Below are 25,191 nucleotides of genomic sequence, written 5' to 3'. Positions count from 1 at the left end.
GATCGGAACCTTATGTCGCCTCAATCAACCCTGCGGATTGCAAGCTATAACATCCAGAAATGCGTGGGCTTGGATTTTCGCCGCCAACCACAGCGCATCTTGCAGGTCATCGAAGGCATGCAGGCTGATATTGTGGTGCTGCAAGAGGCTGACAAAAGGTTGCCGCCGCGACCCGCTGCCTTACCACATTTCATGCTGGATGAGGCGGGTTGGCAGATCGTCGATCTTGGCGGCGCAGGCAGCTTGGGCTGGCACGGCAACGCGGTCATCTGGCGCGGGGACAAAATTGACGTGCGCACGACCGGTCACCATGATTTGCCCGGGTTGGAACCTCGCGGTGCAGTTCGGGTCGAGTTCGACACCCAGATCGGGCCGCTTCGGGTGATGGGGATGCATCTGGGTCTTTTGCCCGCATCTCGGCGGCAGCAGATTCATCAACTCCGGCGCTGCGATGAGGATCTGGATCAAATGCCTACCGTATGGGCCGGAGATTTCAACGAGTGGTCGCGCCAGCCAGTGCTCGATCATCTTGCACCCGACATGCGATTTTTGCCCCCGGTTCCCAGTTTCCCGGCTGCACAGCCTCTGGGCGCACTGGACCGGATCGCGCTGGGCGCTGGGCTTGAAGCCGTTGTGCATGGCGTCCACAAAGCGCGGCCTGCGCATATCGCATCAGATCACCTGCCAATCTGGGCTGATCTTCGCAAGGTCGCTTAGGCGCAAATCCCCTGTGGCGCCAGCGGCGCAGACGTATTAAGACAGAAACCCGAACTACTCTGAGGGTCACTATGTCCGACACGATCATCGCCCGTTGCGAAGCCAAAGGTCTCCGCATGACGGGTCAGCGCCGCACAATTGCTCAGGTGTTGCAGCAAAGTGATGACCATCCGGATGTAGAAGAGCTGTATGCGCGCGCCTCTAAGGTGGATTCGGGTATCTCGATCGCCACAGTCTATCGCACCGTGAAGCTGTTCGAAGAGGCAGGGATTCTTGAGCGGTTGGAATTCGGTGATGGGCGCGCCCGCTATGAAGATGCCGAGAGGGACCACCACGACCATCTGATCGACATGCAGTCGGGGGAAGTGATCGAATTTGTCGATCCCGAGATCGAGGCCCTACAGGAAAAGATCGCAGCCAAGCTTGGGTACAAGCTGAAAGGGCATCGGTTGGAACTGTACGGCGTGCCGCTGAAACAGAGCTGATCCATCACGAAACGCGATTGGTTGCCGCACGGCAATTCATGAAACATGTCGCAATATCGCTTGCGGCGTCGCGGATGATACGGTTTTGCTGACTTTAGGTCGCGGAATTTCCCGCACCATCTCAACGGACACGCGTATGAACAACGTACACGGCATCTTGCTGATCATCGGATCGATGGCGGCCTTCGCGCTTGAGGACATGTTCATCAAGCATCTGTCGATCACTGTACCTACGGGTCAGATCATGATCGCCTTGGGTCTGGTCTGCGGGCTGGTGTTCGTACTGATGTCATTGGCCACGCGCAAACGCATCTTTGATCCGGAGGCGTGGAAAGGTCTGCCGCTGGCGCGGGCAGGGACCGAGGCGGTAGGAGCCCTGACCTTTGTTACTGCGCTGTCGCTGGTCGAGCTGTCCACCGTTGCCGCCGTTTTTCAGGCGATGCCGCTGGCAGTGACTATGGGGGCGGCACTGTTCTTGGGAGAGCAGGTCGGTTGGCGACGTTGGAGCGCCATCGGAATCGGCTTTATCGGTGTCCTGATGATTATTCGTCCAGGTCTGGAAGGGTTTCAGCCCGAGTCGCTGTTCGTTGTCGCGACCGTAATTGCGATCGCCGCGCGTGATTTGATTACACGCAAGCTGGACGTCCGTGTGGCTTCATCCGTTGTTGCCATGCAAGCCTACATCGCCGTTGCCCTTGCCGGGGCGGTTCTGATGGTGTTTCTGGCTCAGCCAGTTGTTCCGCTGCAGAACGCCCAGATTGGCCCCTATCTGGGGGCAATCGCATTTGGCGTCTTGGGTTATTACGGCATCGTGACGGCTATGCGGATCGGTGAGGCCTCGGCCCTGACGCCCTTCCGGTACAGCCGGCTGGTGTTTTCTATCGCGGCCGGGATGCTGATGTTTGGCGAACGGCCTGATTTGATGACGGTGGCCGGTGCCGCGTTGATCCTCGGATCGGGCATGTACACCTTTATCCGCGAACGCCGGCTGGCGCGCACAATGGCGGTTGCGGCCTGACGGATCGTCGCACGTTGGCGCAAACACGTGGCTGTTAGCCCTAAATCCCCATGAATATAACCGTTAGCGGTAACATCGCTGGTTTACTTTTGGCTCTGTGATGTTATGAGGCATGCAACCAAATGCAGCCACAGGGACGGGCCTCATGAGCACCATCATCGACATCCACGCACGCGAAATCCTGGACAGCCGGGGCAACCCAACCGTCGAAGTGGACGTGGTTCTGGAAGACGGCACCATGGGCCGCGCCGCTGTGCCTTCGGGTGCGTCAACCGGTGCGTATGAAGCAGTGGAAAAGCGTGACGGTGACAAATCGCGCTATATGGGCAAAGGCGTACTTGAAGCTGTCGCCGCTGTGAACGGTGAGATCGCCGAAGAACTGGTCGGCTATGACGCGACCGAGCAGGTCGCCATAGACGGCGCAATGATCGAACTGGACGGGACCGAGAACAAAAGCCGTCTGGGCGCAAACGCCATTCTGGGCGTCTCGCTGGCCACAGCCAAGGCTGCGGCAGATTTCACCACGCAACCTCTATATCGCTACGTCGGCGGTACGTCGGCCCGCGTTTTGCCAGTACCGATGATGAACATCATCAACGGCGGCGAACATGCCGACAACCCGATCGACATTCAGGAATTTATGATCATGCCGACCTCGGCCGCGAATATCCGCGAAGCCGTGCGCATGGGCTCGGAGGTGTTCCACACGCTGAAGAAAGAACTGTCCGCCGCTGGTCTGAACACTGGTATCGGTGACGAAGGTGGGTTTGCCCCGAACATTGCATCCACCCGCGAGGCATTAGATTTCATCCTGAAGTCCATCGAAAAGGCGGGCTACAAACCGGGCGAGGAAATACACCTTGCGCTGGATTGTGCCGCAACCGAATACTTCAAAGACGGCAAATACGTGCTGGCGGGCGAGGGGATCTCTCTGAGCTCGGACGAGAATGCGGCTTACCTGGCGGCTTTGGTCAATGATTACCCGATCATTTCCATCGAAGATGGCATGTCCGAAGATGACTGGGACGGCTGGAAAGCTCTGACCGACATGATTGGCGACAAGGTGCAGCTGGTGGGCGACGACCTGTTCGTGACCAACCCCGTGCGTCTGGCCGAAGGGATCAAGCGCGGCTGTGCCAACTCGATGCTGGTCAAGGTGAACCAGATCGGATCGCTGACTGAAACACTGCGTGCCGTCGATATGGCGCACCGTGCGCGGTATACCAACGTGATGTCGCACCGCTCGGGCGAAACCGAGGATGCGACCATCGCCGATCTGGCGGTTGCGACCAATTGCGGTCAGATCAAAACCGGCTCGCTGGCGCGGTCGGACCGGTTGGCCAAGTACAACCAGCTGATCCGTATCGAGGAATCGCTGGGTGAAGTTGCGGAATACGCGGGCGCGTCGATCCTTCGCAACTGAGGTCAATAATGCTAGACTGATCCTCGTGTTTTTCGAGGATCGTGTTTTGCTTAAAGTTATCGAAGCTGAAACGCCGGACCACTTTGATGAGGTTCGGCGTTTGTGTTGGGAGTATCGCGACTTCCTGCTGACGTTGGACGCCAAGTCCGTGCGCGTCGTAAAAACCTTTTATCCCCGCGACGTTTATGCCCGGCTAATGGACGAGATCGAATTCGAACACGCCCCACCGGGCGGTGGTGTGCGGCTGGTACTAAAGGATGGACATGCCGTTGGGTGCGGAATGTTCCGGACAATCGGGCCGGGCATTGCCGAAATAAAACGGGTGTTTGTAAATGACGCCGCCCGAGGGACAGGGGCAGGATATGCGGTTATGATGTCCTTGATTGAACAGTGCCGTGAACAGGGGTTTGACTGCATTCGCATGGACACGGGCAAACCATTGGAATCGGCAACGCGTCTGTACCTGTCGATGGGCTTCCAACTGCGCGACGCATATTCCGAGATTCCGGAGATCGCGAAAGACACCTTATTGTTTTTTGAGATGCCTTTGTCCGGTGCTCAGGCAGAAAACTCGCAAATTGAGTGATTTTTTTTCAAAGTCTTACGTGTTGTTTTCGCTTGTAAAAATCATACTTGTTAGAAATACACCTACATAAATTCAATTTTGTGTGAACTTTTACCTATTTGTCCGATCCCGGTGTCTCGTAATGTGCCTGCATTACAGAAAGGGAAACGACATGACTGGTTCGAAAATCCTTCTCGTAGCTTCAGTGATCAGCACTGTATTTTTGGCGGCCTGTGCAGGGCCTGGCACTTATCCAATCACCGGGGTGGCGGTGTCCGCAAGTGACCCGGTTCTGGGTATGGAAACGCCGTCATACATGTATCGCGGTGAAGCCCGCTAGGGCCTTCACGGGGGGACGGGCGGCGACGCCCGTAAGTATCTGACCGTTTTAGAGCTTTCGGCTCATCAAGACATAGCGATCGCGCGGTTTGAAGCCGGTGCGCAAGTACAGCTTATGCGCAGCCTCGTTCGTGCGATCGACTTCCAGGTGAAGGGCGGTCAGGCCAGCCTCGGCCAGGGCTTTGGGCAGGTCAAGCAGCACTTCGGTGGCGATGCCACGGCCGCGCACGGCCGGGCGGATGTAGATTTCGTCTATGAATCCGTCCATGCCGCCGAACTCGACCGACCAGCCGAACGTCAGAATGGCATAGCCCAGCGGCGCACGTCCTGGACCGATCAGGTAGACGCAACCGTGGGGAATACCCTCTAGCAAGGGGGTCAGCGCATTGCGGGTCTGGTCCATGTCCTGCGCGATCCCGGCTTCGGTGTGGAACGCTGTCACCAGGCCCATCAGGCGGTCCAGATCTTCGGGGCGCGCGAGGCGAAGTGCGGCGCTCATAGCCGGGCCAGCCGTTCGGTCAGCAGGGCAAAGAAACCTTCAGCGTCGATTTCCCCAATAAACATCGCATTGGGCGGATGGTCTGTCACGCGCCACCAATCAGCGACGGTCATGCCCATCGTCAGTTCGGACTGCGTTTCGATCTGGACGTTGATGTGTCGGCCTGAGAACAGCTCGGGCTGGATCAGATAGGCGGTCACGCACGGGTCGTGCAGCGGCGCGCCTTCCGAGCCGTATTTCTCTATATCGAAACGTTCAAAGAAATCCGTCATCTCGGCCACGGCATGCCCGACCTTACTGTCGAGCGCGCGGAAGGCGTCATTGCGATGTTTCGTGACCAGCGCATCGTGGGTCACGTCTAGCGGCATAACGACGACATGAAGGCCGGATTTAAACACGATATCAGCAGCTTCGGGATCGACATAGATGTTGAATTCCGCCGCTGGGGTGATGTTGCCTACCTCAAAATACGCACCGCCCATCAGAACGATTTCCTGTATCCGATCAACAATATCTGGCGCTTTTTGAAAGGCGGATGCGATATTCGTCAGCGGGCCAAGCGGGCAAAGTGTGACGGTTCCAGGCTCGTGTGCGCGCAGGGTGTCGATGATGAAGTCGACCGCGTGCCCGTCAGCCAGCGGCATTTCCGGATCAGGCAGGACGGGGCCGTCTAGGCCGGTCTTGCCGTGCACATGTTCTGCGGTGACCAGAGGGCGGTTTAGCGGGCGATCACACCCGGCATAAACAGGGATATGCGTGTGGCCGGCCAGTTCACAGACGATCCGCGCATTCTTGGCCGTCAGTTCCAGCGGTACATTCCCCGCAACGGCGGTAATGCCCAGAACATCAATCTCTTCCGGACTTGCCAATGCCAGCAAGATGGCGACTGCGTCGTCCTGCCCGGGATCGGTGTCGATGATGATCTTGCGCGGTGCCATGCTTTGCCTCCGGGGTATTGAAGCGCGGACACTCGCAAGTGTCACCACGCTTGTCCAGCGGTTTCAGACCTCGGTCGTCGCACCTACCGGCGGGAGTTTGCCATTGGCACGATGTTCTTCGATTTTGACCTCGTCCCACAGGGCATCCATCTCAGCCAGATCACTTTGCGCTGGTGATTTTCCACGATCGGCCAGGCGGGCTTCGACCTGTTCGAAACGCCGTGTAAACTTGGCGTTCGTGCGGCGCAGGGCGGCCTCAGGCTCGATGCCCAGATGTCGGCCCAGATTAACCATCACGAACAGCAGGTCGCCGAATTCATCTTCCAACGCGTCCGCGTCCATGGCATCGCGGGCTTCTTCCAGCTCGGCGGCCTCTTCGGTGATTTTCGCAAGCACATGGCTGGCATCCGGCCAGTCAAACCCCACGCGGGCGGCGCGTTTTTGCAGTTTGTGCGCGCGCAACAGGGAAGGCAGGTTGGCCGCGACACCGTCCAGAGCGCCTTTCTGTTCCTTGCCGGCGCGCTCTGCCGCCTTGATGGTTTCCCAATCCACGGTCTGCTGGTCCGCTGATTTATCGCGGGATTCATCGCCAAATACATGCGGGTGACGGTCGACCATCTTGTCCGACATGGTCTGCACCACGTCCTGAAAGGTGAAATGCCCGGCTTCTTCGGCCATTTGTGCGTGAAAAACCGACTGGAACAGCAGGTCGCCCAGCTCGCCTTTCAGCTCATCATAGGCTTCGCGCTCGATGGCGTCGGCGACCTCATAGGCCTCCTCAATCGTGTAGGGGGCGATGGTGGCAAAATCCTGTTCGATATCCCACGGGCAGCCCGTTTGCGGGTCACGCAGACGGCGCATGATTTCCAACAGGCGCTCGATACCTGCATCGCTGTCGTGGATCAGAGGATTTTCGGCCATTGCGAACCCTTTCGTTCCGGTGTCAGATGCATCCATTCCGCAGTCCCGATCAGGAGTCCACCCCAGATGCCCGTCGTCAACCGAATTGCCGATTACTCAGCCGATATGGCCGCATGGCGCAAACACTTGCATTCGATCCCCGAGTTGGAGTTCGAATGCCATGAAACTGCAGCGTTCGTAGCGGACCGTCTGCGCGAATTCGGAGTGGACGAGCTGCACGAGGGTATTGCCAAGACCGGGATCGTCGCGATCATCAACGGGCGGGGCGAGGGGCCTACGATTGGTCTGCGCGCCGATATGGACGCGCTGCCGATCCCTGAGGAAACGGGCGTTGAATACGCCTCGACCAATCCGGGCAAGATGCACGCCTGCGGTCATGACGGGCACACTACGATGCTGTTGGGTGCGGCGCGCTATCTGGCCGAAACGCGGAATTTTCGCGGCCGTGTGGCGCTCATTTTCCAGCCAGCCGAAGAAGAAGGCGGCGGCGCGGGCGTGATGGTCGAAGAAGGCATCATGGACCGGTTCGACATCTCTCAGGTCTACGCGCTGCATAATGCACCGAACCTGCCCGAAGGCGCATTTCACACCACTCCGGGGCCGATCATGGCGGCGGTGGATACGTTCGAGATTCATATTCAGGGCGTTGGTGGTCACGGTGCCATGCCGCATGAAGCCCGCGATCCTGTGATGGCGGCGTGCGGCATTGCGCAGGCCATTCAGACCATCGTCAGCCGCAACAACTATGCTCTGGACGACCTGGTCGTCTCGGTCACGCAAATCCACACCGGGACGGTGAACAACGTGATCCCCGATACGGCCTTCATCAACGGTACAGTCCGGACATTCGACCCAAACGTTCAGCAGATGGTGATCGAGCGGATGGAGCAAATTGTGCAGGGGCAGGCGACCTCATACGGGGTCGAGGCGCGGCTGGATTATGAAAGGAACTATCCGGCCACGATCAACGATGGCGAAAAGGCCGGATTTGCCGCCGAGGTGGCCCGCGATGTGTCGGGGGCCGAGCGTGTGGTGGGCAACATGGGCCGCGAGATGGGGGCCGAGGATTTCTCGTACATGCTGCAATCGCGCCCCGGCGCCTATCTGTTTTTGGGGCAGGGCGAGAGCGCCGGGCTGCACCATCCGAAATACAATTTCAACGACGAGATCGCGCCGGTTGGCGCTTCGTTCTTTGCACGGATCGTCGAAAAGGCGCAGCCGCTGGGCTGACGGGGGGAAGACATGGCACTGGAAGACGCAAAGAACCAGGTGGACGAGGCATTCACCAATCCTGATCTTAAGGGGTTGTCCTATGAGAACACGTTTGGCGGCGCGACGTCGTTCCTGCGGCGGCTCTACACCAAGGACCTCAAGGGCGTCGATATTGCCGTCACAGGGGTGCCTTTTGATCAGGCAGTGACGAACCGTCCCGGTACCCGTCTGGGGCCGCGCGCAATCCGAGAGGCCAGTGCGCTTCAATCTCCGGATGCCCCATACGGGTGGCCGTTCGATGCGCTCAGTGAGCTGGCAATCGTGGATTACGGCGACATGGCGTATGACTATGCCAATATTCCCGCCTTTCCGGATACTTTGACCGACCACATCCGCACCATTTTGGCCGCTGATGTGTCTTCGGTCACGTTAGGCGGTGATCACTATATCAGCTTTCCGATCCTCAAGGCTTATGCCGAGAAATACGGGCCGATGTCTCTGCTGCAATTCGATGCACATACGGACACCTGGGCCGATGACGACATGTCCCGCGTGGATCACGGGACGATGTTCTACAAGGCGGTGAAGTCCGGGATCGTGGATCCGAAACGCTCGGTTCAGGTCGGAATTCGCACGACCAACGAGGATACTCTGGGCGTCAACATCATCGACGCGCGCGAGGTGTACGAATCCGGCCCCGCCGTCGTGGCGCAAAAGATCAAAGGTATTTTGGGCGACAGCCCGGTCTACCTAAGCTTTGACATCGATGGTCTGGACCCGGCCTTTGCCCCCGGCACCGGCACGCCCGTTTGGGGTGGTCTGAGTTCCATTCAGGCGCAGATCATCCTGCGCGATATCGCCGGGATCAATATCAAAGGCGGGGACGTGGTCGAGGTCTCACCGCCCTATGACACCTCAGGCGCGACGGCCATTGCCGGTGCTCACGTGGCGACTCAGATCATTTGCCTGCTGGGGTGGAACAAGCTGGTGCAGGATTAACCTTTGGTTAGCCATCTTTCCGGTATCTGATTAACCAAAAGCCGGACGGGAGAAATACGGGCATGACAGACTTTAACCAACCGATCAGCGGCAATGATCTGGCGCGGTTTTCCGGGCCGAACACGTTCATGCGGTTGCCGCAGGCTGACTCGCTGGCCGGGTTGGATGTGGCCGTGCTGGGCATCCCGATGGATATCGGCACCTCTTGGAGGTCAGGTACACGGTTCGGGCCGAAACAGATCCGCAGCGAAAGCGCGATGATCCGGCCCTATAATATGGCGAATTCCGCAGCTCCGTTCGACAGCCTGCAGATTGCAGATATCGGGGATCTGGCGATCAATACGTTCTCGCTGCCCGACAGCCTGAAGATCATCAAGGAAAGCTACGATTCAATTCTCGATCAGGCGGTGATTCCCGTTGCGATGGGCGGCGATCATTCGATCACGCTGCCGATTTTGCGCGCCATTGCCGCCAAGCACGGACCGGTGGCGCTGGTGCATGTGGATGCCCATGCCGACGTGAACGAAGAGATGTTTGGCGAGCGGGAAACGCACGGCACTGTCTTTCGCCGCGCCTATGAAGAAAAGCTGATCGTCCCGGACAAGACCTTTCAGATCGGCATTCGCGGTTCGGGTTACGCGGCCAGCGACTTTACCGAGGCGCAGGACTGGGGCTTTCGCCAATTCCCGGCGTGGGAGCTGTGGCAGCAGAACCTGACCGAGATCGGCTCACAAATCCGCAAAACGATCGGCGACCACCCGGTATATTTCACCTATGACATCGACAGCCTGGACCCAGCATATGCCCCCGGCACCGGAACACCGGAAATCGGTGGGCTGACCACGCCGCAAGCCCTGCAGCTGATCCATGCGCTGGCAGGCGTGAACGTGGTCGGATGCGATCTGGTCGAGGTGTCGCCGCCATACGATCCGTCAGGAAATACGGCGCTCACAGCGGCCAATCTGTTGTTTGAGCTGCTGTGCATCCTGCCAGGCGTGACGTCGCGCTAGGGGCAGGTAATTAGTGTGATCTACCTCTTTGCAATCAGGGTCTATACCAGAGCTGTAGTATTCCGAATTGCTATTTGAGGGGCTACGATCCTGAGAACTTCTATTTTTCGAGAAGTGTATGTAAAGCATGAAAAATACAAACGGGATAGCGACCCATGCAAGTTCCTCAAAAATCCAGATTACGATCTCCATGAAGAATTCCTTTAGCCCTAGCGCGCGTGTTTGTGTTGTAGTTTATTCAACCGTGAGCGTTTGTCACCTTGCCCAACAAAGATGAGGGCTCGACCTGTAGACTGGCGGAATAACTTTGGACAAAAAGATGATGGTTTGGGTAATCGTTGGCCTGCTGGTTCTATTCGGGGTATACATTCGGCTTGCCCCCTCAGACCCGGAGAAATGGCATATTGCGCCGGTCAGCGATCATGACCTTGATCTTGATGGAGGTGTTGTCCGCGTGGTCGAAATGGGGCCGGATGGTCTGCTGCGGCTGGATGCCTTCGCACGCGTTTCAGACCGAACATCAGTTCTGGCCGGGTCTGTTGATGAAGGGATGATCACCTACATCACACGTACGAAAGTGATCGGCTTTCCGGACTACACGACAGTGCAACAGGACGGAGACACGCTTCGCATCTTTGCTCGTCTCAGGTTTGGCCGGTCAGATTTTGGGGTAAATCGCGCTCGTGTTGATGAGTGGCTTGCTCTGTTGCAGCCCTGAGGACAAGCACCCCTCCTGAACCTCGCGCCACATCGGTACGTTCAGAGACATCTGGCATTGCGCCATGAACATGCGCCCGTCGACCTGCAGGCAAATCATTTCGCCCAACTCAACCCGAGTTCCCGATTTGTCGGTGCAATAGCAGTCCTGAACCTTGCCTCCGGGGCCGACCACGTCGGCCAGGGCGGGCGTTACGAGCAGTGTAAAAACAAGTATCAACCGTTTCATGTGCATTAGCCTAGCATAGTGAGGGGCCTTGACCAAAGGGCCGGATTGATAGACACCGCCCGGATGATCCCCGAAGAACGACTTGAACAGATAACCCAGCGATTCCAGTACCTCGAAGCGGCCATGGCAGATGGTGCCTCGGGTGGGGATATTGCGGCCTTGGCCAAAGAATATTCCGACCTCAAACCGGTTGTGGATCAGATCATGGCATGGCGTCAGTTGGTGGCCGATCTGGCCGAGGCCGAGGCAATGCTGGCCGACCCGGACATGAAAGAACTAGCGGAAGAAGAAATTCCCGCGTTGAAGACCCATATTCCCGAAGCCGAGCACGCCTTGCAACTGGCACTGTTGCCGCGTGATGCGGCGGATGCGCGTCCGGCGATGCTGGAGATTCGTCCCGGAACTGGCGGAGATGAGGCCGCATTGTTCGCCGGGGACCTTCTGCGCATGTACCAGCGCTATTCCGAAGCGCGTGGATGGAAGTTTGAGATTATCGAAGAACAGGCTTCGGATCTGGGCGGGATCAAGGAGGTCGTGGCCCATATCAAGGGAGAGAACGTGTTTGCTCGGATGAAGTACGAATCCGGTGTGCACCGGGTACAGCGCGTGCCGGAAACCGAAAGCGGTGGGCGCATTCATACTTCGGCTGCGACGGTCGCGGTTTTGCCCGAGGCCGAGGATGTGGACATCCAGATCGACGCCAATGATATTCGCATCGACACCATGCGCAGCTCGGGCGCTGGGGGGCAGCACGTGAACACAACCGACTCGGCGGTTCGGATTACCCACCTGCCGACGGGGATCGTTGTGACAAGCTCGGAGAAATCGCAGCACCGCAATCGCGAGATTGCGATGCAAGTGCTCAAAACCCGGCTGTATGATCAGGAGCGTCAGCGGATCGACAGTGAGCGGTCGGCTGATCGTGCCAGCCAAGTGGGGTCAGGGGATCGATCTGAACGGATCAGAACTTATAATTTCCCGCAGGGGCGCATGACCGATCACCGCATCAATCTGACGCTATATAAGCTGGATCAGGTGATGCAGGGCGATCTGGACGAAGTGATCGACGCGTTGACTGCCGATGATCAGGCGCGGCTGCTGGCCGATATGGCGCAATGATCGCCGCGCTGACAGCAGCACAGGCGATGGTCGCGGCCACAGCGCGATTGCGGGCGGCTGGCGTGGCTGACCCGGCACGGGATGCGCGTGTTCTGCTGGCCCATGCAGCGCGGATAGAAGCCAGCCGGGTCACTCTGATTGCGCCCGAAGAGCTGTCACCAGAGATTGCAGAGCGTTATGATCAGTTGATCTCGCTGCGTGCGGTGCGTGTTCCGGTGTCGCACCTGTTGGGCGAGCGCGAGTTTTATGGCCGACGGTTCCGCGTCAGTCGCGATGTGCTGGACCCACGGCCGGAAACCGAAGCGCTGATCGAAGCCGCGCTCAGCGAACCGTTCGATCATGTACTGGATCTGGGTGTCGGCTCAGGCTGTATCCTGATCACGTTGCTGGCTGAACGGGCCAGTGCCTCGGGCGTGGGTGCGGATCTGAGCGAGGCCGCCTGTCTGCAGGCCAGCGCAAATGCAGTGCAACATCAGGTACAGGGTCGGGTGGAAATCCTGCAATCTGACTGGTTTCAGAATATTGACGGCCAGTTTGATCTGATCGTTTCGAACCCGCCCTACATTTCACTGCAAGAAATGGCCGACCTTTCACCAGAAGTACGCGTGCATGAACCGCGCATGGCGCTGACGGACGAAGGGGACGGGCTGGGCGCTTATCGCCGCATCGCGGCGGGTGCGCCGGACTTTCTATTGCCCGGCGGTCGTCTGCTGGTGGAAATCGGGCCAACGCAGGGGCAAAGCGTCGCGGCTTTGTTCGAGTCGGCAGGTTTGACAGCCACACGGATCGTTCCCGATCTGGACGGTCGCGATCGCGTCGTTTTTGCCAAAATGCCGCATTAATGTGGCAACCTGAGGCCGAAATACGCCGATTAATGTAAAAAAGCTGCGAAATTTTGACCAACCCCCTTGTCTGCACGCACAGGACGTGTTTACTCAGAACCAGTCGGAGGGCTGACGCTGGTTCAGCGGGCCCCGGACGCCAAGCCCAAAATAGTCGACATCGCGTCACAGCTAAGCTTTTGAGCAGTGCAGGATGCGAGATGATCGACAGCGAATGACAAGGCTGACGTAAAGTAAATGAGATCTTCCAAATCCCGCTCTCGGGTCAAGAATAACCGCAACCGTCCTTCTGGGGGCAATGTCGTAAACCGGGTTTTTGACAGCTCGGGTCCCGAAGGCAAGGTGCGCGGTACGCCCCAGCAGATTATCGACAAATATAATCAGTTGGCGCGCGACGCCCAACTGTCCAATGACCGTGTGGCCGCTGAGAACTTTCAGCAGCACGCAGAACACTATCTGCGCCTGCTGAGTGAAGCACAGCGCGAAATGGAAGCGCGACGCGAAGAGCAAGACCGCCAGAACCGCGAGCGTCAGGCTGAGCGGGACCGTGAACGCGCCGAGCGCCAGGAGCGCGAAGCTGCCGCCCGTCAGTCGGACCCAGCCGAAGCGCCGCAGCCTGATGTGATGGATTTCACACCCGAGGCAGCTACCCCGGAATCCGGTTTGGTTGAGACCCCGGAGAGCAAGGATGCTGCTGCGGCGGCGGCCACCGAAGCACCGGCGAAAAAAGAAAAAGCACCGCGTCGTCCGCGTACGCGCAAGCCAAAGCCCGCGCCAGAGGGGGCAGAGGACGCGCCGACAAGCAACGGTGATGCACCGGAAGCGGCTGAGTAATTTCCGCGATAGAGTTCAAAAAAAAGCCCCGGAGTTCGCTCCGGGGCTTTTTCTTTGGGTATTAGCTTTTTTGAACTTCTCGGGCCAGCGCGCAGAACGCTTCGAGCGGGACTTGTTCGGCGCGCTCTGTTGGTTGAATCCCAGCCGCGATCAGGCGGTCCTCGATATCCGGTGCCACGCCTTTTAGCGATGCGCGCAGCATCTTGCGACGCTGGTTGAAGGCTGCGGCCACGACGCGCGACAAAACCCGGGCATCCGCCGGATAGCGCGGTTCGGGCAGGGCCGTCAGGTGCACAACAGCGCTTGAGACCTTTGGTGGCGGCGTGAAAGCCCCGGGCGGCAGGGACATCGCAATGCGCGCCTCGGCCCGCCATTGGGCAAGGATCGCAAGGCGTCCATAGGCTTTGCCCCCGGGCTGGGCAACGATGCGTTCAGCGACTTCGCGTTGGAACATCAGCGTCAAGCTTTGCCAAAACGGCGGCCATTCGGGCGGGGTCAGCCAGCGCACCAGCAATTCGGTGCCAACGTTATACGGCAGGTTCGCGGCGATGCGGATCGGTGGGGTCAGATGCGCCATCGGGTCGATTTCCAGTGCGTCGCCGTTGATGACCTCAAGACGACCCGGATAAGCAGCAGCGATGTCGTTCAGGGCAGCGATACAGCGGGTGTCTTTTTCGACCGCGACGACCTTGCGCGCACCTTCGGACAACAGACCTCGGGTCAGACCACCGGGGCCGGGGCCGATTTCCAGCACGTCGCATTCCGTAAGATCCCCTGCCTGCCGCGCGATCTTGGCCGTCAGGTTGAGATCCAGCAAAAAGTTCTGCCCCAGCGATTTACGCGCCGAGAGCTGATGTGTCGCGATAACCTCGCGTAGAGGGGGAAGGGTGTCGATTGAACTCATGATCCGATTACCGTGGCGCGTGTCCGTGCGGGAACGCCAGTGATTTTTTGCCTCCGGCGGGGATATTTTCAGCCAGGTGAAGGATCAAGCGCTTTGTGCCATCCGTTGGGCCAGTTTCAGCGCCTCGATCAGGCTGGTGGGGTTTGCTATGCCCTGTCCGGCGATATCCAGTGCGGTGCCGTGATCGGGCGAGGTGCGAATGAAGGGCAGGCCGAGGGTCACGTTCACGCCACGGTCGAAGTCGAGTGTCTTGATCGGGATCAGTGCCTGATCGTGATACATGGCAATTGCAGCGTCATATCGGGCGCGGGCGGCAGCGTGGAACATCGTGTCCGCCGGGTATGGGCCGGTAACCGTGCAGGTATCGCCCGGCAAATCAGATATCAGAGGGGCGATCCAGTCCAGTTCTTCATGCCCCATTTTACCGCCTTCGCCCGCATGCGGGTTGAGACCTGCAATGGCGATGCGGGGATGGGGGATACCAAACTGTCTGCGCAGGCCTTCAGCGGTAATGCCGATGGTTTCGCGCAGCAGGTCGGGGGTGAGCTCGGACGGGACGCGCGACAGCGGAATGTGAATCGTTGCGGGCACCACGCGAAGCTGCTCGCTGGCCAACATCATCACAACGCGCTTGCGACCGGCCAGAGCGGCGAGAAATTCGGTATGGCCAGGATAGGCGAACCCGGCCCCGTCGATCAGGGCCTTTTTGTGGATCGGTGCAGTGCACAGCGCTGACGCGGCACCGGATTGAACCAGGGAAACACCGGTTTCGATTGCGTCGATCACACTGGGCGCATTGGACGGGTCCGGTTGGCCTGCTGCGTTTGGGGCGGGAAAGCTCAATTGCAGAACAGGCAGGGCATTCGCGCAGATATCAATGGCCTGTGCCGGATCGCTGATCCGCTGCGTAGGCGTGCCTGCCGGCAGATGCGCCGCGTCGCCGATATAGAAAAACGGGCAGCTCGCGCGCAGTTTTGACCAGGCTTTGGCGGCGATTTCGGGGCCTATTCCAGCGGGATCGCCACAGCTAAGCGCGATGGGCGCGGTCATTGCTCGATGATCGTCGCGTCGGCGCGGAGCTGTTCAACCAGACTTTCGGCAAAGGCCTGAAGGCGCTGTTGTGTCAGGGCGTTGGCTACATCCACGCGCGTCGTGTCTTCGCCCCGGTCCAATGTGCGCGTACATAGCATCAGGAACTTCAGAGTCTGGCCATTGTTTCCCGTCAGCGTCGTCGAAACTTCGTTCAGGTCCAGCTTGGACAGCTCAAGCGCCACATCGCGGGGGATCTCGGACGGGCTGGCTTCGATACGTTGCAGTACCCCGGCAGGTTGATCCTTGGCGATACCGTAGAGGTCGTCGCAGTTATCAATCTGTTCGCGCAACTCGGCGGCTTTGGCCAGGGTTTCGGCACTGCGACCGCCGGCCATGTTGTAAATCGCATAGTCGATCTTGGAGTAACGCGGCGCGCTGGTACTTACTTCGCGCAATCCGCGCAGCTGGAACAAGGCGATCGCGTTGGGCAATGACAAGGGCTGTGTGATGTCGCCCGTTTTGAGACCTAGAATCACGGGTTGCAGGGCAGGGGGCAAGTCGGTCAGGTTAAGCCATTCCAAACGCCCGCCGTCATCGCGTGTGCCAGCTGCAGAATACTGTGTGGCGGCAGAGGAAAACGCATCGAAACCTTCAAGCAGTGCGATCTCTTCGGCTAGCAATTCGGCTTGGGCTAAGGTCTGCGGTGTGACCGGAATAATGATTTCCGACATCAGGACTTGAAGCCCGCCACTCCCGGCCTGTCCCAAAGCCCGGTTGATCTCGTCTTCGCTCGGCCTGGCCTGCGACAGAAAGCGCGAACTGACGTAGTCGCGCCACGACAGCTGATCAGCGACGAAATCCCGTACGGTTTCGGGGGAAACGCCGGATTCGCCCAGCAATTGCAGGAACTCATCTGTCGAAAGACGGCCACGGGCTGCGAACTCATCAATGCCCACCTGAATGTCTTCAGGTGCGACCTCGATTCCTGCGTCGCGCATGGCCTGCTTGCGCAGTCGTTCGTCGATCAGCGAGTCGCGGACTTCGTCCTCGGTGGCGCCAGGGGCACCCAGAACAGTCAGGAATTGCTGGCGCTGCTGAAGTTCGTACCAAGTGACAATGTCCTGGTTGACCTTGATCGCAGGTGAAAACAGGCTCTGAGCCTGGCTGTGACCAGTGGACAGGGCCAGCAAAGCGGCAGCCAGTGCCGGTGCAACCGGCTTTAACCAACCGGAACGGACTATGCGCGAGAAATGTGAAATCAACTGCATCTTCTCTTGTACTGTTGGCCGCCACCCTCGACGGAGTAACCTGTCAGGGCAACGGTAAACCCGAATTCTGTCGAAGGCTCAATACTTGATGATGAGGTAAATCGCCTGCTGACGGTCATGTTAACTTTTACACACTCATTCTGGTAGGTAACGCCCAGCCCATATCGGATCGGTTCGGATTCGCTGAGGTCATAGCGCGCATAGGCCTGTGTCAGCCAGTTCTGGTCAACAAGGTAGCGGCCATTCATCCAGATCTCGGATATCTCGTCATTCGCATTTTCTGCCGGATCTTTTTCCTGCCACACATAGCTGCCGGTTAGGCCGACATTTGGCTTGTTCCAGCCTGCGCGCACCTCGGCCTTAGCAAAGCTGAAATCACCATTCAACAGGCCGCGACCCGCCAAAGACCAGCCATTGGCGGTTTGCAACTGACCGGCCAACAACACGTCGGAGGCGGTACCCTGTAGGCCCGACGTCAGGTTGAAGTTTGGGTCAGCAGTCGAGCGGAAGACCTGTCCGACAGTGGCAAGCGCGCGCCAGCCATTTGCGGCATAGCGCGCCCAATTGACCCCGAACACCGCCGTCGCGCCATCTTCGCGGCGATCCGGGGCCGGAAAGCGTGACAGGGACAACAGGTTCCCCTGGTCGAATTCCTGAAAGGTGCTTTCGTCATTGGGAACGTCCTGATCTGTCACGTTCGTCCAACCGACTTGCGCGATGGGTTCAAGCACCTGCGTGGCGCCTGACTTTTCCCGACGGGTCATCGGATAACGCAGCGTGAGTGCGGCGCGGGGGGCTGCGCGGGTCACCTGGTCAGGAAACTGGCTGTCATCCCTGATGTTGAAAATATCCACCGATGTCCCGAACCTGGCATCAGCCCTGAGGCCCGATGCGAAAATCCAGCTGCGCATCCAATCCGCATCGAACGTGGCACGCGCGACATCGCGGCCAACGATGTCCTGATCGCTGGTGCGTGTGTGATTGTGGGCCACAAAGCCTAAGCGAACTTCGCCGCCAACAGAGGTTGGGAAGTAGCGTTTCTGAAAATACAGGTCGAAGATCCGCGATGGGATCACTTCCTCATTTTCGCTGTCTCGTAGGGATTTGTAATGGATGAAGCTGGTGCGGAAGGCGGTATCGCGTTTGATCCGCTCAAGCGCGATTTCGCTGCGCAACCGGTCAAAATCAGGCAGGCCATAATCCGCGAGATAAGCGTTATCCGAGGTTGTCTTCACATCAAACAAAAGGCGGAAGTCGTTGTTTAGGAAGAAATAACCGTTGGCAAAGAGATAGCCTCGATCCTCGTTCTCCTGCAGGTCGTCGCGGGTGAAAGCACCGTTCAGCTCAATCCGGCCGCGCTTGAATGCCTGGCGATAGCGATAGCCCAGTGTTCTTGTTTTTCCCGAGATATAGGGGGTCAGCGTCAGGTCCTTGTGGTCGCCAAGCTTAAAGAAATACGGCACCTGCACGCCGGTTCCCAGCTGCGATGTGGTGCGAATCGACGGAACAAGGAAGCCTGTCGCGCGGTCCAGTGTCGGGTCGGGCAGGCGCAGATAGGGGAAGTAGAAAACCGGGAAATCCAGTATCCGGAACTGTGCTCCTTCGAAATACAGTTGGCGTTCCAACTGGTCATGCGTGACTTTGCGGGCGCGGATTTGCCATAGCGGCGGTTTGCCATTGGCGCAGACATGGCAGGACGTGGCGGAGACCTTGCTGAACTGTGTGTAACGCCCCCCCGCGCGCGCAGCCTGGACCGAGGCGATCTGAACCTGCTGATCGAATACCATGCGGGCACCAATCAGCAGACCGTTCATGATTCCGTCATCCAGTTCGGCGGAATCAGCCAGCAACGTGGTTTCGCCGCCTTGATCAATGCGGACCGGGCCTTCCAGCGACAGATTGCCGGTTTCGCGGTCATAGGTGATGCGCGTGGCCGTGACCTTGGTGTCGCCCTGAAAGGCTTCGACATTCCCTTCGGCCACCAAATTACGCTCGGGTGTGATAAAGATCCGGTCGGCCACCAGGAGGGCGGGCTGATCCTCTTGCGTGGTACCCTGTGCAGCGTCGGCAGCGGGTTGAGATTGCGCGAATGCGCCCGCTGGCATGGTTAGTGCGACCGCACCGGACAGCAACAAACTGGCTATAAGCCGCATCAGCCGTCCTCCGCATGCAGCAAAAGGCCGAGGGACAGAAGAATGGCTGCGAAGGGCGGGGCCCAGGCCGCGACTAAGATAGGCAATTGACCGTTTTCCCCCAGAATTTGGGCAAAGTTGCGAATGAAGTAGATACCAAATCCCAGCAGGACGGCGGTCAGAACCGCGATCCCGGTGCCGCCAAATCGCACGTGGCGCATGGTGAAGGCCGCGCCGATCAGAACCATCGACATCAGAAACAAGGGGCGGGCCAGTTGGACCTGCAACCAGACCTCATATTGCTTGGTCGAAAACCCGGCTTCGCGCAGGTCACGGATCAGTTCCGGGAGGTCATAGACCGATACGGAATCCTGGTCGCCGAGTGTGTCCAGAATCCGTTGGCGTGTCAGCGATGTGGGAACCTCAAGCCGCGCGTGTTCTGTGGCGTGGGTTTCTGGATTCACACCGCCTTCCAGCGCCCAGATCTTGGCATTGGTCAGGACCCACGTACCGTTCTCCAGATCGGCTTGGTCGGCCACGACCTGTTGTGTCGGTGTGCCGTCTGGGGCGAAGGTAATGATCGTCACCTGATTAAGGGTGAACCTGTCGCCGTTAGAAGTGTCCTGGGCGTGGATCACGGATTGGCCATTGGCCGATCCCTGCCGCAACCAAAGACCATCTGCACTGATCGAAAGCGTTGAGCCGCCGTTGTTTTTGTAGGATTCGGCAAGCTGTTTGTATTCTTCCGACGTGGCGGCTGCGATGGGATTCAGCATGCCAACCGCCAGTGCGCCGATGATCAGGGCAATCACCACAGGGGCCAACAGGGCGCGGATGCCTGAACGGCCAGTGGCACGGGTGACAACCAGTTCCGAACTGCGGGCCAGACCGATAAACAACGCGATCGTGGACAGGATGACCAGCAGCGGCAGCATTTCGCTGATCGCGGCAGGCGTATTCAGCAACGTCAATTGCAACAGCTGACCAAAGGACAGGTTTGCATCGTCAAAGCGGCGCACCTGTTCGATCAGGTCGATCAGAATCATCAGCGTCAGGAAAATGCTGCCGATGACCAGGAAACTTTGAATGAATCGGCGGGCGAAGTAGCGGTCGAGGATCACGAAGGAACTCCTGCCGAAAAGACGCGCAAACAGCCTTTGGTCGGGTACAGACCAGAATCACCGCTGCACGCAATTGTGCGCGACAGCCTATGCCTGCTCTGTCTTGCCAAAACCTTCTCCCCCGAGCCTGTCGGATTTTTTCCGGGACTGTAGTCCAAATGCGGGCCGGGGAAAACTGCTATCTGGTCAAGCCGCGCGGCGCGGGCTAGGTCTTGGGGAACTGATTTTGAGGAGTTCGCAATGAGCAGTCTTGTACCGATCCGTTTCCAGGACCCCGACATGGATGCGATGGCGCAGGCCGAAGGGCGCGTGGCCATAATCATCCCGTCCGACGGCAAAATGAACCCCGCCGCCCGTCGCGCCAACCGCCTGACCCGCGGGGCTGTGACACGGCTGGTCGAAAGCGAGCGTTTCGAAAAGGTGAAAACCGGTGACGTGATCTCGATGGCGTGGCCATCCGGCATGGCAGCCGAGGCGCTGGACGTTCTGGTCCTGCCGCGCCGTCCGGAACCGGCCGAGGCCCGCAAGGCCGGTGCTGCGCTGGCCAAGCTGGCGGGCAGCAAGGACCTGCTGGTGATGTCGGGCAATCAGGTCAAAGCCGAGGATCTGGCCATGGGCATCGCGCTGCGCAGCTATGATTTTGATGCGCACAAGACCAAGGATTCGGATGAAGCCGGTTCGGTCATCATAACCCACCAGAAGGCAGATGAGATCGAGGCTGCGTTTGCACCGCTCTACGCGGTCGCCGACGGTGTCCGTATGACACGCGATTTGACCAACGAGCCTGCGAATATCCTGACCACCACCGAATTCGCCGACCGTCTGGACGAGATGAACGCACTGGGGCTTGTGGTCGAAGTGCTGGAAGAGGACAAGCTGGCCGAGTTGGGCATGCGCACGTTGCTGAGTGTCGGGCAGGGCTCTGTCAGCCCGTCAAAGGTTGTGGTTATGCAGTGGAACGGCGGCGACAAAGATGACGCGCCGCTGGCTTTGGTGGGTAAGGGTGTGGTGTTCGACACCGGTGGTATCTCGCTGAAACCTGCGGGTGGCATGGAAGACATGACCATGGACATGGGCGGCGCTGGCGTAGTGGCAGGTACAATGCGCGCGCTGGCCAAACGCAACGCCAAGGCCAACGTTGTCGGCTTGGTCGGATTGGTGGAAAACATGCCTTCAGGCAACGCCACCCGTCCCGGCGATGTGGTCAAATCCATGAAGGGCGACACGGTCGAGATCATCAACACCGATGCCGAGGGCCGTTTGGTTCTGTGCGACGTGATGTGGTACGCGCAAGAGCGGTTCAAGCCTGTGGGCATGGTCGATCTGGCCACCCTGACCGGAGCGGTCATCATCGGACTGGGGCATGAGAATGCAGGTGTTTTCTCGAACAATGACACGTTCTGCAATGCCTTCCTGAAAGCCGCAGGTGCCGAGGATGAAGGCGCATGGCGCATGCCATTGGGCGAAGCCTATGACAAACAGCTGAAATCGCGGATCGCCGACATGAAGAACGTCGGTGGTCGCCCGGCGGGCTCGATCACCGCAGCGCAGTTCCTGCAGCGGTTCGTCAAGGAAGACATGCCGTGGATTCACCTGGATATTGCCGGTGTGGCTTCGGTCTCGTCCGAGACATCCTACGCCCCGAAGGGCGCAACCGGCTGGGGCGTACGCGCGCTGAGCCGTTTCGTTCAGGACAACTTCGAGTAAGCCGATGGGGGCCGTCTATTTCTATCACCTGACCCGCCAACCGCTGGAGCATACCTTGCCGGTGTTGCTGGACAAGGCACGGCAGGCCGGGTGGAAGATTGCCGTGCGGGGCAGCGATCCCGCGCGGATGGACTGGCTGGATGAAAAGCTGTGGCAGGGGCCCGAAGAAGGGTTCCTGCCACATGGCCGCGCAGGCGGTCCGCACGATGCCGCGCAGCCGATCCTGCTGACGACCGAGGCGCAGGCTGCCAATGACCCGTCTTGTGTCATGGCGGTAGATGGCGCGGCGGTCGACCCCGATGAGATCAAGAAACTGGAACGCGTATGTATCCTGTTCGACGGCAATGACGCAGAGGCCGTTCAACACGCGCGCGGGCAGTGGAAGGCTTTGACCGGTGCGGGATGTTCCGCCCAATACTGGTCCGAAGAATCCGGGCGCTGGGAAAAGAAAGCTGAGGCTTAGGGCCCGAGCCGCTTTCCGGAAGGCGTGGTGGTGATTGCGCAAAGATGTGCGATCAGAAATGCCTCAATGACCGGATTGAAGCCCAAATTGACGGATGCCGTACACGACAAAAATGACAGCTTTCAATTGTTAAGGCCTAAGTTTGAGGAGCCAAATGTCCAACAAACCTCAGTCTCTCTTGCGCCAACCGCTAATTCTGCCCTGCGGCGTAACTCTTAAAAACCGAATTGCTAAATCGGCGATGTCTGACTCGCTTGGTGACGGCAAAGGCAATCCAAGTGATGATCAAATCAAACTTTATGAGCGTTGGGCAACTGGCGGCCTCGCCCTCTCGATCATCGGCGAAGTGCAGGGCACACCTCATTTCGCAGAGAAGCCCGGCAATTTGGTTTTGAACGATCAATCCGATTTCGCATTTCTAAGAAAACTTGCACAGGCAGGGGCAACCAACGACGCTCATTTGTGGCCGCAACTTGGACATGCAGGTGCGATGGCGGATGCTCCGATCAGCTCGCCGAAAGGTCCGAGTAGACTTGATTTGCCCGGTCTGAAATGCGACGCGCTGTCCTTGGATGAGATCCACGCGCTGCCGGCCGAATTTGCACGCACTGCAAACCTTGCCAAGCAGCTTGGTTTCGGTGGCGTTGAGTTGCATGCGGCCCATGGATTCTTACTCAACCAGTTTCTGTCTCCGCTATTCAACAAACGCGAAGATGCCTATGGCGGTTCTTTGCAAAACCGGATGAGACTGCTGCTGGAAGTGATCAGCGCCGTGCGTAATGCCGTTGGCCCGGATTTCCCTGTGGGCATCAAGTTGAACGCGACAGATCAACTTGAAGGCGGCTTTGCTGAAGATGAATCCCTTGAGGTCATTGCGGCATTAGACAAAACAACAATTGATCTGATTGATGTCAGCGGTGGCACATATTTTCCGGGTGCTGCGTCATCATCAGATCGTGCGGGTTCCGGCGCCTATTTTCTTGATTTTGCTGAACGTGCGCGTGCGAAAACGAACATTCCCCTTATGGTGACGGGCGGTTTCAAGACGCTTGCACAGGCCAAAAGCGCCATTGCGGAAGGCAAAGCCGATCTCGTAGGATTGGCTCGCGCATTGGTCGTTGATCCAGAGTTGCCGTCATTTTGGCTTTCCGATCAACGCGACGAGCCGCAATTCCCACGTTTCAGAAACCCTCCGGAAGGCGGTGTGACTGCATGGTACACGATGCAAGTCACGCGGATCGCCAGGGGTGAGGGTGCGCTTGAACCAGATGATCTAGACGAAGCAATAGCGGCATACGAGGCCAGAGATGAGATTCGACGAGAGATTTGGAATTCTCATTTCGGCTGAACTTCACGAGCAACCTCAAGCCGACATTGGTGCAGCCGCAGTGATTTGCAGCATTGGTTCGTATAGCCACTCAAAACCTTGAAATGAAAGCGCATTTACTGGAATCTGAGTGGATACCCGTATGGTTGCGGCAGAAACGCCATGCGCTGCGTTTGGCTTTATGCCGCTTTTTTGCAGCGAGGTTTGCATAAGCCCAACCCCTTGTTGCACGGGAATTGATCGCCTGCACCCTTGCCCTACCTGATCTCTGCATTAGGGTGCGCGACGTTGCGAGCGGAAGGATTTTGAGATGAAAAAGAACCCATTGGGGCGCACTGGTATTGAAGTGACGGATCTGTGCCTTGGAACCATGACGTTTGGCGCGCAGACCTCTGAGGCCGATGCACATACGCAGATCGATATGGCGCTGGAGGCGGGTATCAATTTCGTTGACGCGGCTGAGATGTACCCGGTGAACCCGGTCTTGAAAGAGACCGTGGGGCGGACCGAAGAGATCCTGGGCAACTGGAACGCGGTGAACCTCGCGCGGCGGGCGAGGTATATTCTGGCGACCAAACATTCCGGTGCAGGTTTCGCCCATGCCCGCGACGGGGCACCGATTTCTGCGCAAACGATCCCCGAAGCGATCGAGGGGTCTCTGCGTCGATTGCAGACAGATTGCATCGATCTGTATCAGTTTCACTGGCCCAATCGCGGCAGTTACATGTTTCGACAGAACTGGGACTATGCGCCGTCTGGTCACAACACCAATGACGTACTGGAGAATATGCAGGAGTGCCTTGTCGCTCTGCAACAGCAAGTCGATAAGGGCAATATCCGCGCGTTCGGCCTGTCGAATGAAAGCGCATGGGGCACCGCGCAATGGCTGCGGCTGGCCGAACAGATGGGCGCGCCACGGGTCGCTTCGGTTCAGAATGAATATTCTCTGCTGTGCCGCCACTTCGACACCGATATGGCCGAGCTAAGCGTGCACGAGGATGTCGGCCTGATGGCGTTTTCTCCGTTGGCGGCAGGGTTTCTGACGGGCAAATATCAGGGCGGAGCGGTGCCTAAGGGCTCGCGCATGGATCTTGTTCCGACCATGGGTGGGCGTAAGTACGAGCGTGTGTTTGGTGCGGTCGATGCCTATCTGAAGATCGCGCAGCGGCATGGCCTGGATCCGGTACATATGGCGCTGGCATGGTGCCAAACGCGCCCGTTCATGATGTCTGCCATTTTCGGAGCGACCACGGTTGCGCAGTTGGCCCATATTCTGGGGGGCACGGAGGTGGTGTTGGCGGATGATGTCCTGGCGGATATCAGTGCCGCGCATCGCGCGCATCCGATGCCGTTCTAAGGGGGCTCTGCAT

General features: G+C 58.4%; 27 protein-coding genes. 17 read left to right on the top strand and 10 right to left on the bottom strand.

Annotation, left to right across the window (positions count from 1 at the left end; all coding sequences use genetic code 11):
• Positions 1–12 precede the first annotated feature (12 nt).
• From AC2FIB_RS18060 to AC2FIB_RS18035, 6 genes are all read left to right on the top strand, one after another.
• Positions 13–717, top strand: a complete 705-nt coding sequence (locus tag AC2FIB_RS18060) for an endonuclease/exonuclease/phosphatase family protein (RefSeq protein WP_496733556.1) — start codon at positions 13–15, stop codon at positions 715–717.
• Between the two features lie 71 nt (positions 718–788).
• Positions 789–1,202, top strand: coding sequence for a Fur family transcriptional regulator (locus AC2FIB_RS18055; protein WP_496733555.1), 414 nt, complete (start codon positions 789–791; stop codon positions 1,200–1,202).
• A 136-nt stretch (positions 1,203–1,338) separates the two neighbouring features.
• A complete protein-coding gene (locus AC2FIB_RS18050) occupies positions 1,339–2,220 on the top strand; it encodes a DMT family transporter (RefSeq protein WP_496733553.1) in 882 nt (293 codons plus the stop codon).
• Between the two features lie 145 nt (positions 2,221–2,365).
• Positions 2,366–3,643 (top strand): phosphopyruvate hydratase, encoded by a 1,278-nt coding sequence (eno, locus tag AC2FIB_RS18045; RefSeq protein ID WP_496842544.1) that lies wholly within the window; start codon positions 2,366–2,368, stop codon positions 3,641–3,643.
• A gap of 46 nt (positions 3,644–3,689) precedes the next feature.
• Positions 3,690–4,229, top strand: coding sequence for a GNAT family N-acetyltransferase (locus AC2FIB_RS18040; protein WP_496733549.1), 540 nt, complete (start codon positions 3,690–3,692; stop codon positions 4,227–4,229).
• A gap of 151 nt (positions 4,230–4,380) precedes the next feature.
• Positions 4,381–4,548 (top strand): hypothetical protein, encoded by a 168-nt coding sequence (locus tag AC2FIB_RS18035; protein ID WP_496733547.1) that lies wholly within the window; start codon positions 4,381–4,383, stop codon positions 4,546–4,548.
• A 48-nt stretch (positions 4,549–4,596) separates the two neighbouring features.
• Here AC2FIB_RS18035 and AC2FIB_RS18030 read toward each other — a convergent pair whose 3' ends face one another.
• From AC2FIB_RS18030 to mazG, 3 genes are all read right to left on the bottom strand, one after another.
• Positions 4,597–5,046 carry a GNAT family N-acetyltransferase gene (locus AC2FIB_RS18030; protein WP_058277590.1) on the bottom strand — a complete coding sequence of 150 codons (450 nt, stop codon included), beginning with the start codon at positions 5,044–5,046 and terminating at the stop codon, positions 4,597–4,599.
• Entirely contained in the window at positions 5,043–5,984 is a 942-nt protein-coding gene (locus AC2FIB_RS18025; RefSeq protein WP_496733545.1) for a nucleoside hydrolase, read from the bottom strand. Before AC2FIB_RS18025 ends, AC2FIB_RS18030 begins: the two co-directional genes overlap by 4 nt.
• Positions 5,985–6,047: 63 nt before the next feature.
• Positions 6,048–6,905 (bottom strand): nucleoside triphosphate pyrophosphohydrolase, encoded by an 858-nt coding sequence (gene mazG / locus AC2FIB_RS18020; RefSeq protein ID WP_496733592.1) that lies wholly within the window; start codon positions 6,903–6,905, stop codon positions 6,048–6,050.
• 66 nt (positions 6,906–6,971) lie between these two features.
• Here mazG and AC2FIB_RS18015 point away from each other — a divergent pair, with 66 nt between their 5' ends.
• The 4 genes from AC2FIB_RS18015 to AC2FIB_RS18000 all read left to right on the top strand — a co-directional run bounded on the left by AC2FIB_RS18015 (position 6,972) and on the right by AC2FIB_RS18000 (position 10,844).
• Positions 6,972–8,135, top strand: a complete 1,164-nt coding sequence (locus AC2FIB_RS18015; protein ID WP_496842543.1) for a M20 aminoacylase family protein — start codon at positions 6,972–6,974, stop codon at positions 8,133–8,135.
• A gap of 12 nt (positions 8,136–8,147) precedes the next feature.
• A complete protein-coding gene (gene speB, locus AC2FIB_RS18010; RefSeq protein ID WP_496733542.1) occupies positions 8,148–9,116 on the top strand; it encodes an agmatinase in 969 nt (322 codons plus the stop codon).
• 62 nt (positions 9,117–9,178) lie between these two features.
• Positions 9,179–10,126 (top strand): agmatinase, encoded by a 948-nt coding sequence (gene speB, locus AC2FIB_RS18005; protein ID WP_496733540.1) that lies wholly within the window; start codon positions 9,179–9,181, stop codon positions 10,124–10,126.
• 319 nt (positions 10,127–10,445) lie between these two features.
• Complete coding sequence (locus AC2FIB_RS18000) at positions 10,446–10,844, top strand: DUF1499 domain-containing protein (RefSeq protein ID WP_496733539.1); 399 nt, start codon at positions 10,446–10,448, stop codon at positions 10,842–10,844.
• Here AC2FIB_RS18000 and AC2FIB_RS17995 read toward each other — a convergent pair.
• Positions 10,785–11,072, bottom strand: a complete 288-nt coding sequence (locus AC2FIB_RS17995) for a hypothetical protein (RefSeq protein ID WP_496733537.1) — start codon at positions 11,070–11,072, stop codon at positions 10,785–10,787. The genes AC2FIB_RS18000 and AC2FIB_RS17995 overlap by 60 nt on opposite strands.
• A gap of 63 nt (positions 11,073–11,135) precedes the next feature.
• On the opposite strand from AC2FIB_RS17995, the gene prfA reads away from it, so the two are divergent.
• The 3 genes from prfA to AC2FIB_RS17980 all read left to right on the top strand — a co-directional run bounded on the left by prfA (position 11,136) and on the right by AC2FIB_RS17980 (position 13,867).
• Positions 11,136–12,191, top strand: coding sequence for a peptide chain release factor 1 (gene prfA / locus AC2FIB_RS17990; RefSeq protein ID WP_496733591.1), 1,056 nt, complete (start codon positions 11,136–11,138; stop codon positions 12,189–12,191).
• Positions 12,188–13,033, top strand: a complete 846-nt coding sequence (gene prmC, locus AC2FIB_RS17985; RefSeq protein ID WP_496733535.1) for a peptide chain release factor N(5)-glutamine methyltransferase — start codon at positions 12,188–12,190, stop codon at positions 13,031–13,033. Before prfA ends, prmC begins: the two co-directional genes overlap by 4 nt.
• A 237-nt stretch (positions 13,034–13,270) precedes the next feature.
• Positions 13,271–13,867, top strand: coding sequence for a DUF4167 domain-containing protein (locus AC2FIB_RS17980; RefSeq protein ID WP_108858419.1), 597 nt, complete (start codon positions 13,271–13,273; stop codon positions 13,865–13,867).
• A gap of 61 nt (positions 13,868–13,928) precedes the next feature.
• Here the strand turns inward: AC2FIB_RS17980 and rsmA are convergent, their stop codons facing one another.
• The 5 genes from rsmA to lptG form a co-directional block, all read right to left on the bottom strand.
• Positions 13,929–14,771, bottom strand: coding sequence for a 16S rRNA (adenine(1518)-N(6)/adenine(1519)-N(6))-dimethyltransferase RsmA (gene rsmA, locus AC2FIB_RS17975; RefSeq protein WP_496733533.1), 843 nt, complete (start codon positions 14,769–14,771; stop codon positions 13,929–13,931).
• Between the two features lie 84 nt (positions 14,772–14,855).
• Positions 14,856–15,821, bottom strand: coding sequence for a 4-hydroxythreonine-4-phosphate dehydrogenase PdxA (gene pdxA, locus AC2FIB_RS17970; protein ID WP_496733531.1), 966 nt, complete (start codon positions 15,819–15,821; stop codon positions 14,856–14,858).
• The gene (locus AC2FIB_RS17965) at positions 15,818–17,071 is read right to left on the bottom strand and encodes a peptidylprolyl isomerase (RefSeq protein WP_496733529.1); all 1,254 of its coding nucleotides are present in this window, start codon (positions 17,069–17,071) and stop codon (positions 15,818–15,820) included. Before AC2FIB_RS17965 ends, pdxA begins: the two co-directional genes overlap by 4 nt.
• Positions 17,062–19,224, bottom strand: coding sequence for an LPS-assembly protein LptD (locus AC2FIB_RS17960; RefSeq protein ID WP_496733527.1), 2,163 nt, complete (start codon positions 19,222–19,224; stop codon positions 17,062–17,064). Before AC2FIB_RS17960 ends, AC2FIB_RS17965 begins: the two co-directional genes overlap by 10 nt.
• Complete coding sequence (gene lptG / locus AC2FIB_RS17955; RefSeq protein WP_496842541.1) at positions 19,224–20,324, bottom strand: LPS export ABC transporter permease LptG; 1,101 nt, start codon at positions 20,322–20,324, stop codon at positions 19,224–19,226. Before lptG ends, AC2FIB_RS17960 begins: the two co-directional genes overlap by 1 nt.
• A 240-nt stretch (positions 20,325–20,564) precedes the next feature.
• Between lptG and AC2FIB_RS17950 the strand changes: the two genes are divergently transcribed.
• From AC2FIB_RS17950 to AC2FIB_RS17940, 3 genes are all read left to right on the top strand, one after another.
• Complete coding sequence (locus AC2FIB_RS17950; protein WP_496723139.1) at positions 20,565–22,031, top strand: leucyl aminopeptidase; 1,467 nt, start codon at positions 20,565–20,567, stop codon at positions 22,029–22,031.
• A 4-nt stretch (positions 22,032–22,035) separates the two neighbouring features.
• Positions 22,036–22,494, top strand: a complete 459-nt coding sequence (locus AC2FIB_RS17945; RefSeq protein WP_496733524.1) for a DNA polymerase III subunit chi — start codon at positions 22,036–22,038, stop codon at positions 22,492–22,494.
• Positions 22,495–22,648: 154 nt separating this feature from the next.
• Entirely contained in the window at positions 22,649–23,842 is a 1,194-nt protein-coding gene (locus tag AC2FIB_RS17940) for an NADH:flavin oxidoreductase/NADH oxidase family protein (RefSeq protein ID WP_496733522.1), read from the top strand.
• A 15-nt stretch (positions 23,843–23,857) separates the two neighbouring features.
• Here the strand turns inward: AC2FIB_RS17940 and AC2FIB_RS17935 are convergent, their stop codons facing one another.
• Positions 23,858–24,031, bottom strand: coding sequence for a hypothetical protein (locus AC2FIB_RS17935; RefSeq protein WP_496733520.1), 174 nt, complete (start codon positions 24,029–24,031; stop codon positions 23,858–23,860).
• A 100-nt stretch (positions 24,032–24,131) separates the two neighbouring features.
• Between AC2FIB_RS17935 and AC2FIB_RS17930 the strand changes: the two genes are divergently transcribed.
• Positions 24,132–25,178: an aldo/keto reductase gene (locus tag AC2FIB_RS17930; RefSeq protein ID WP_496842539.1), complete on the top strand. Its 1,047-nt coding sequence runs from the start codon at positions 24,132–24,134 to the stop codon at positions 25,176–25,178.
• Positions 25,179–25,191: the final 13 nt, after the last annotated feature.

The sequence above is a fragment of the Ruegeria sp. YTSA072 genome, from assembly GCF_059610285.1.
The sequence above is the reverse complement of the archived record's forward strand: the minus strand, read 5'-3'. Positions and strand labels throughout refer to the sequence as shown.

Bases quoted from the DNA above. Each gene is read 5' to 3' on its own strand.
- AC2FIB_RS18050 (WP_496733553.1), top strand. From the start codon at position 1,339: ATGAACAACGTACACGGCATCTTGCTGATCATCGGATCGATGGCGGCC.
- pdxA (WP_496733531.1), bottom strand. From the start codon at position 15,821: ATGACCGCGCCCATCGCGCTTAGCTGTGGCGATCCCGCTGGAATAGGC.
- prfA (WP_496733591.1), top strand. From the start codon at position 11,136: ATGATCCCCGAAGAACGACTTGAACAGATAACCCAGCGATTCCAGTAC.
- AC2FIB_RS17940 (WP_496733522.1), top strand. From the start codon at position 22,649: ATGTCCAACAAACCTCAGTCTCTCTTGCGCCAACCGCTAATTCTGCCC.
- AC2FIB_RS18000 (WP_496733539.1), top strand. From the start codon at position 10,446: ATGATGGTTTGGGTAATCGTTGGCCTGCTGGTTCTATTCGGGGTATAC.
- rsmA (WP_496733533.1), bottom strand. From the start codon at position 14,771: ATGAGTTCAATCGACACCCTTCCCCCTCTACGCGAGGTTATCGCGACA.
- prmC (WP_496733535.1), top strand. From the start codon at position 12,188: ATGATCGCCGCGCTGACAGCAGCACAGGCGATGGTCGCGGCCACAGCG.
- AC2FIB_RS18025 (WP_496733545.1), bottom strand. From the start codon at position 5,984: ATGGCACCGCGCAAGATCATCATCGACACCGATCCCGGGCAGGACGAC.
- AC2FIB_RS18030 (WP_058277590.1), bottom strand. From the start codon at position 5,046: ATGAGCGCCGCACTTCGCCTCGCGCGCCCCGAAGATCTGGACCGCCTG.
- AC2FIB_RS17930 (WP_496842539.1), top strand. From the start codon at position 24,132: ATGAAAAAGAACCCATTGGGGCGCACTGGTATTGAAGTGACGGATCTG.
- AC2FIB_RS17995 (WP_496733537.1), bottom strand. From the start codon at position 11,072: ATGAAACGGTTGATACTTGTTTTTACACTGCTCGTAACGCCCGCCCTG.
- AC2FIB_RS17945 (WP_496733524.1), top strand. From the start codon at position 22,036: ATGGGGGCCGTCTATTTCTATCACCTGACCCGCCAACCGCTGGAGCAT.
- AC2FIB_RS17935 (WP_496733520.1), bottom strand. From the start codon at position 24,031: ATGCAAACCTCGCTGCAAAAAAGCGGCATAAAGCCAAACGCAGCGCAT.
- AC2FIB_RS17960 (WP_496733527.1), bottom strand. From the start codon at position 19,224: ATGCGGCTTATAGCCAGTTTGTTGCTGTCCGGTGCGGTCGCACTAACC.
- AC2FIB_RS17965 (WP_496733529.1), bottom strand. From the start codon at position 17,071: ATGCAGTTGATTTCACATTTCTCGCGCATAGTCCGTTCCGGTTGGTTA.
- AC2FIB_RS18055 (WP_496733555.1), top strand. From the start codon at position 789: ATGTCCGACACGATCATCGCCCGTTGCGAAGCCAAAGGTCTCCGCATG.
- AC2FIB_RS17950 (WP_496723139.1), top strand. From the start codon at position 20,565: ATGAGCAGTCTTGTACCGATCCGTTTCCAGGACCCCGACATGGATGCG.
- AC2FIB_RS17980 (WP_108858419.1), top strand. From the start codon at position 13,271: ATGAGATCTTCCAAATCCCGCTCTCGGGTCAAGAATAACCGCAACCGT.
- speB (WP_496733540.1), top strand. From the start codon at position 9,179: ATGACAGACTTTAACCAACCGATCAGCGGCAATGATCTGGCGCGGTTT.
- AC2FIB_RS18035 (WP_496733547.1), top strand. From the start codon at position 4,381: ATGACTGGTTCGAAAATCCTTCTCGTAGCTTCAGTGATCAGCACTGTA.
- speB (WP_496733542.1), top strand. From the start codon at position 8,148: ATGGCACTGGAAGACGCAAAGAACCAGGTGGACGAGGCATTCACCAAT.
- AC2FIB_RS18060 (WP_496733556.1), top strand. From the start codon at position 13: ATGTCGCCTCAATCAACCCTGCGGATTGCAAGCTATAACATCCAGAAA.
- AC2FIB_RS18015 (WP_496842543.1), top strand. From the start codon at position 6,972: ATGCCCGTCGTCAACCGAATTGCCGATTACTCAGCCGATATGGCCGCA.
- eno (WP_496842544.1), top strand. From the start codon at position 2,366: ATGAGCACCATCATCGACATCCACGCACGCGAAATCCTGGACAGCCGG.
- mazG (WP_496733592.1), bottom strand. From the start codon at position 6,905: ATGGCCGAAAATCCTCTGATCCACGACAGCGATGCAGGTATCGAGCGC.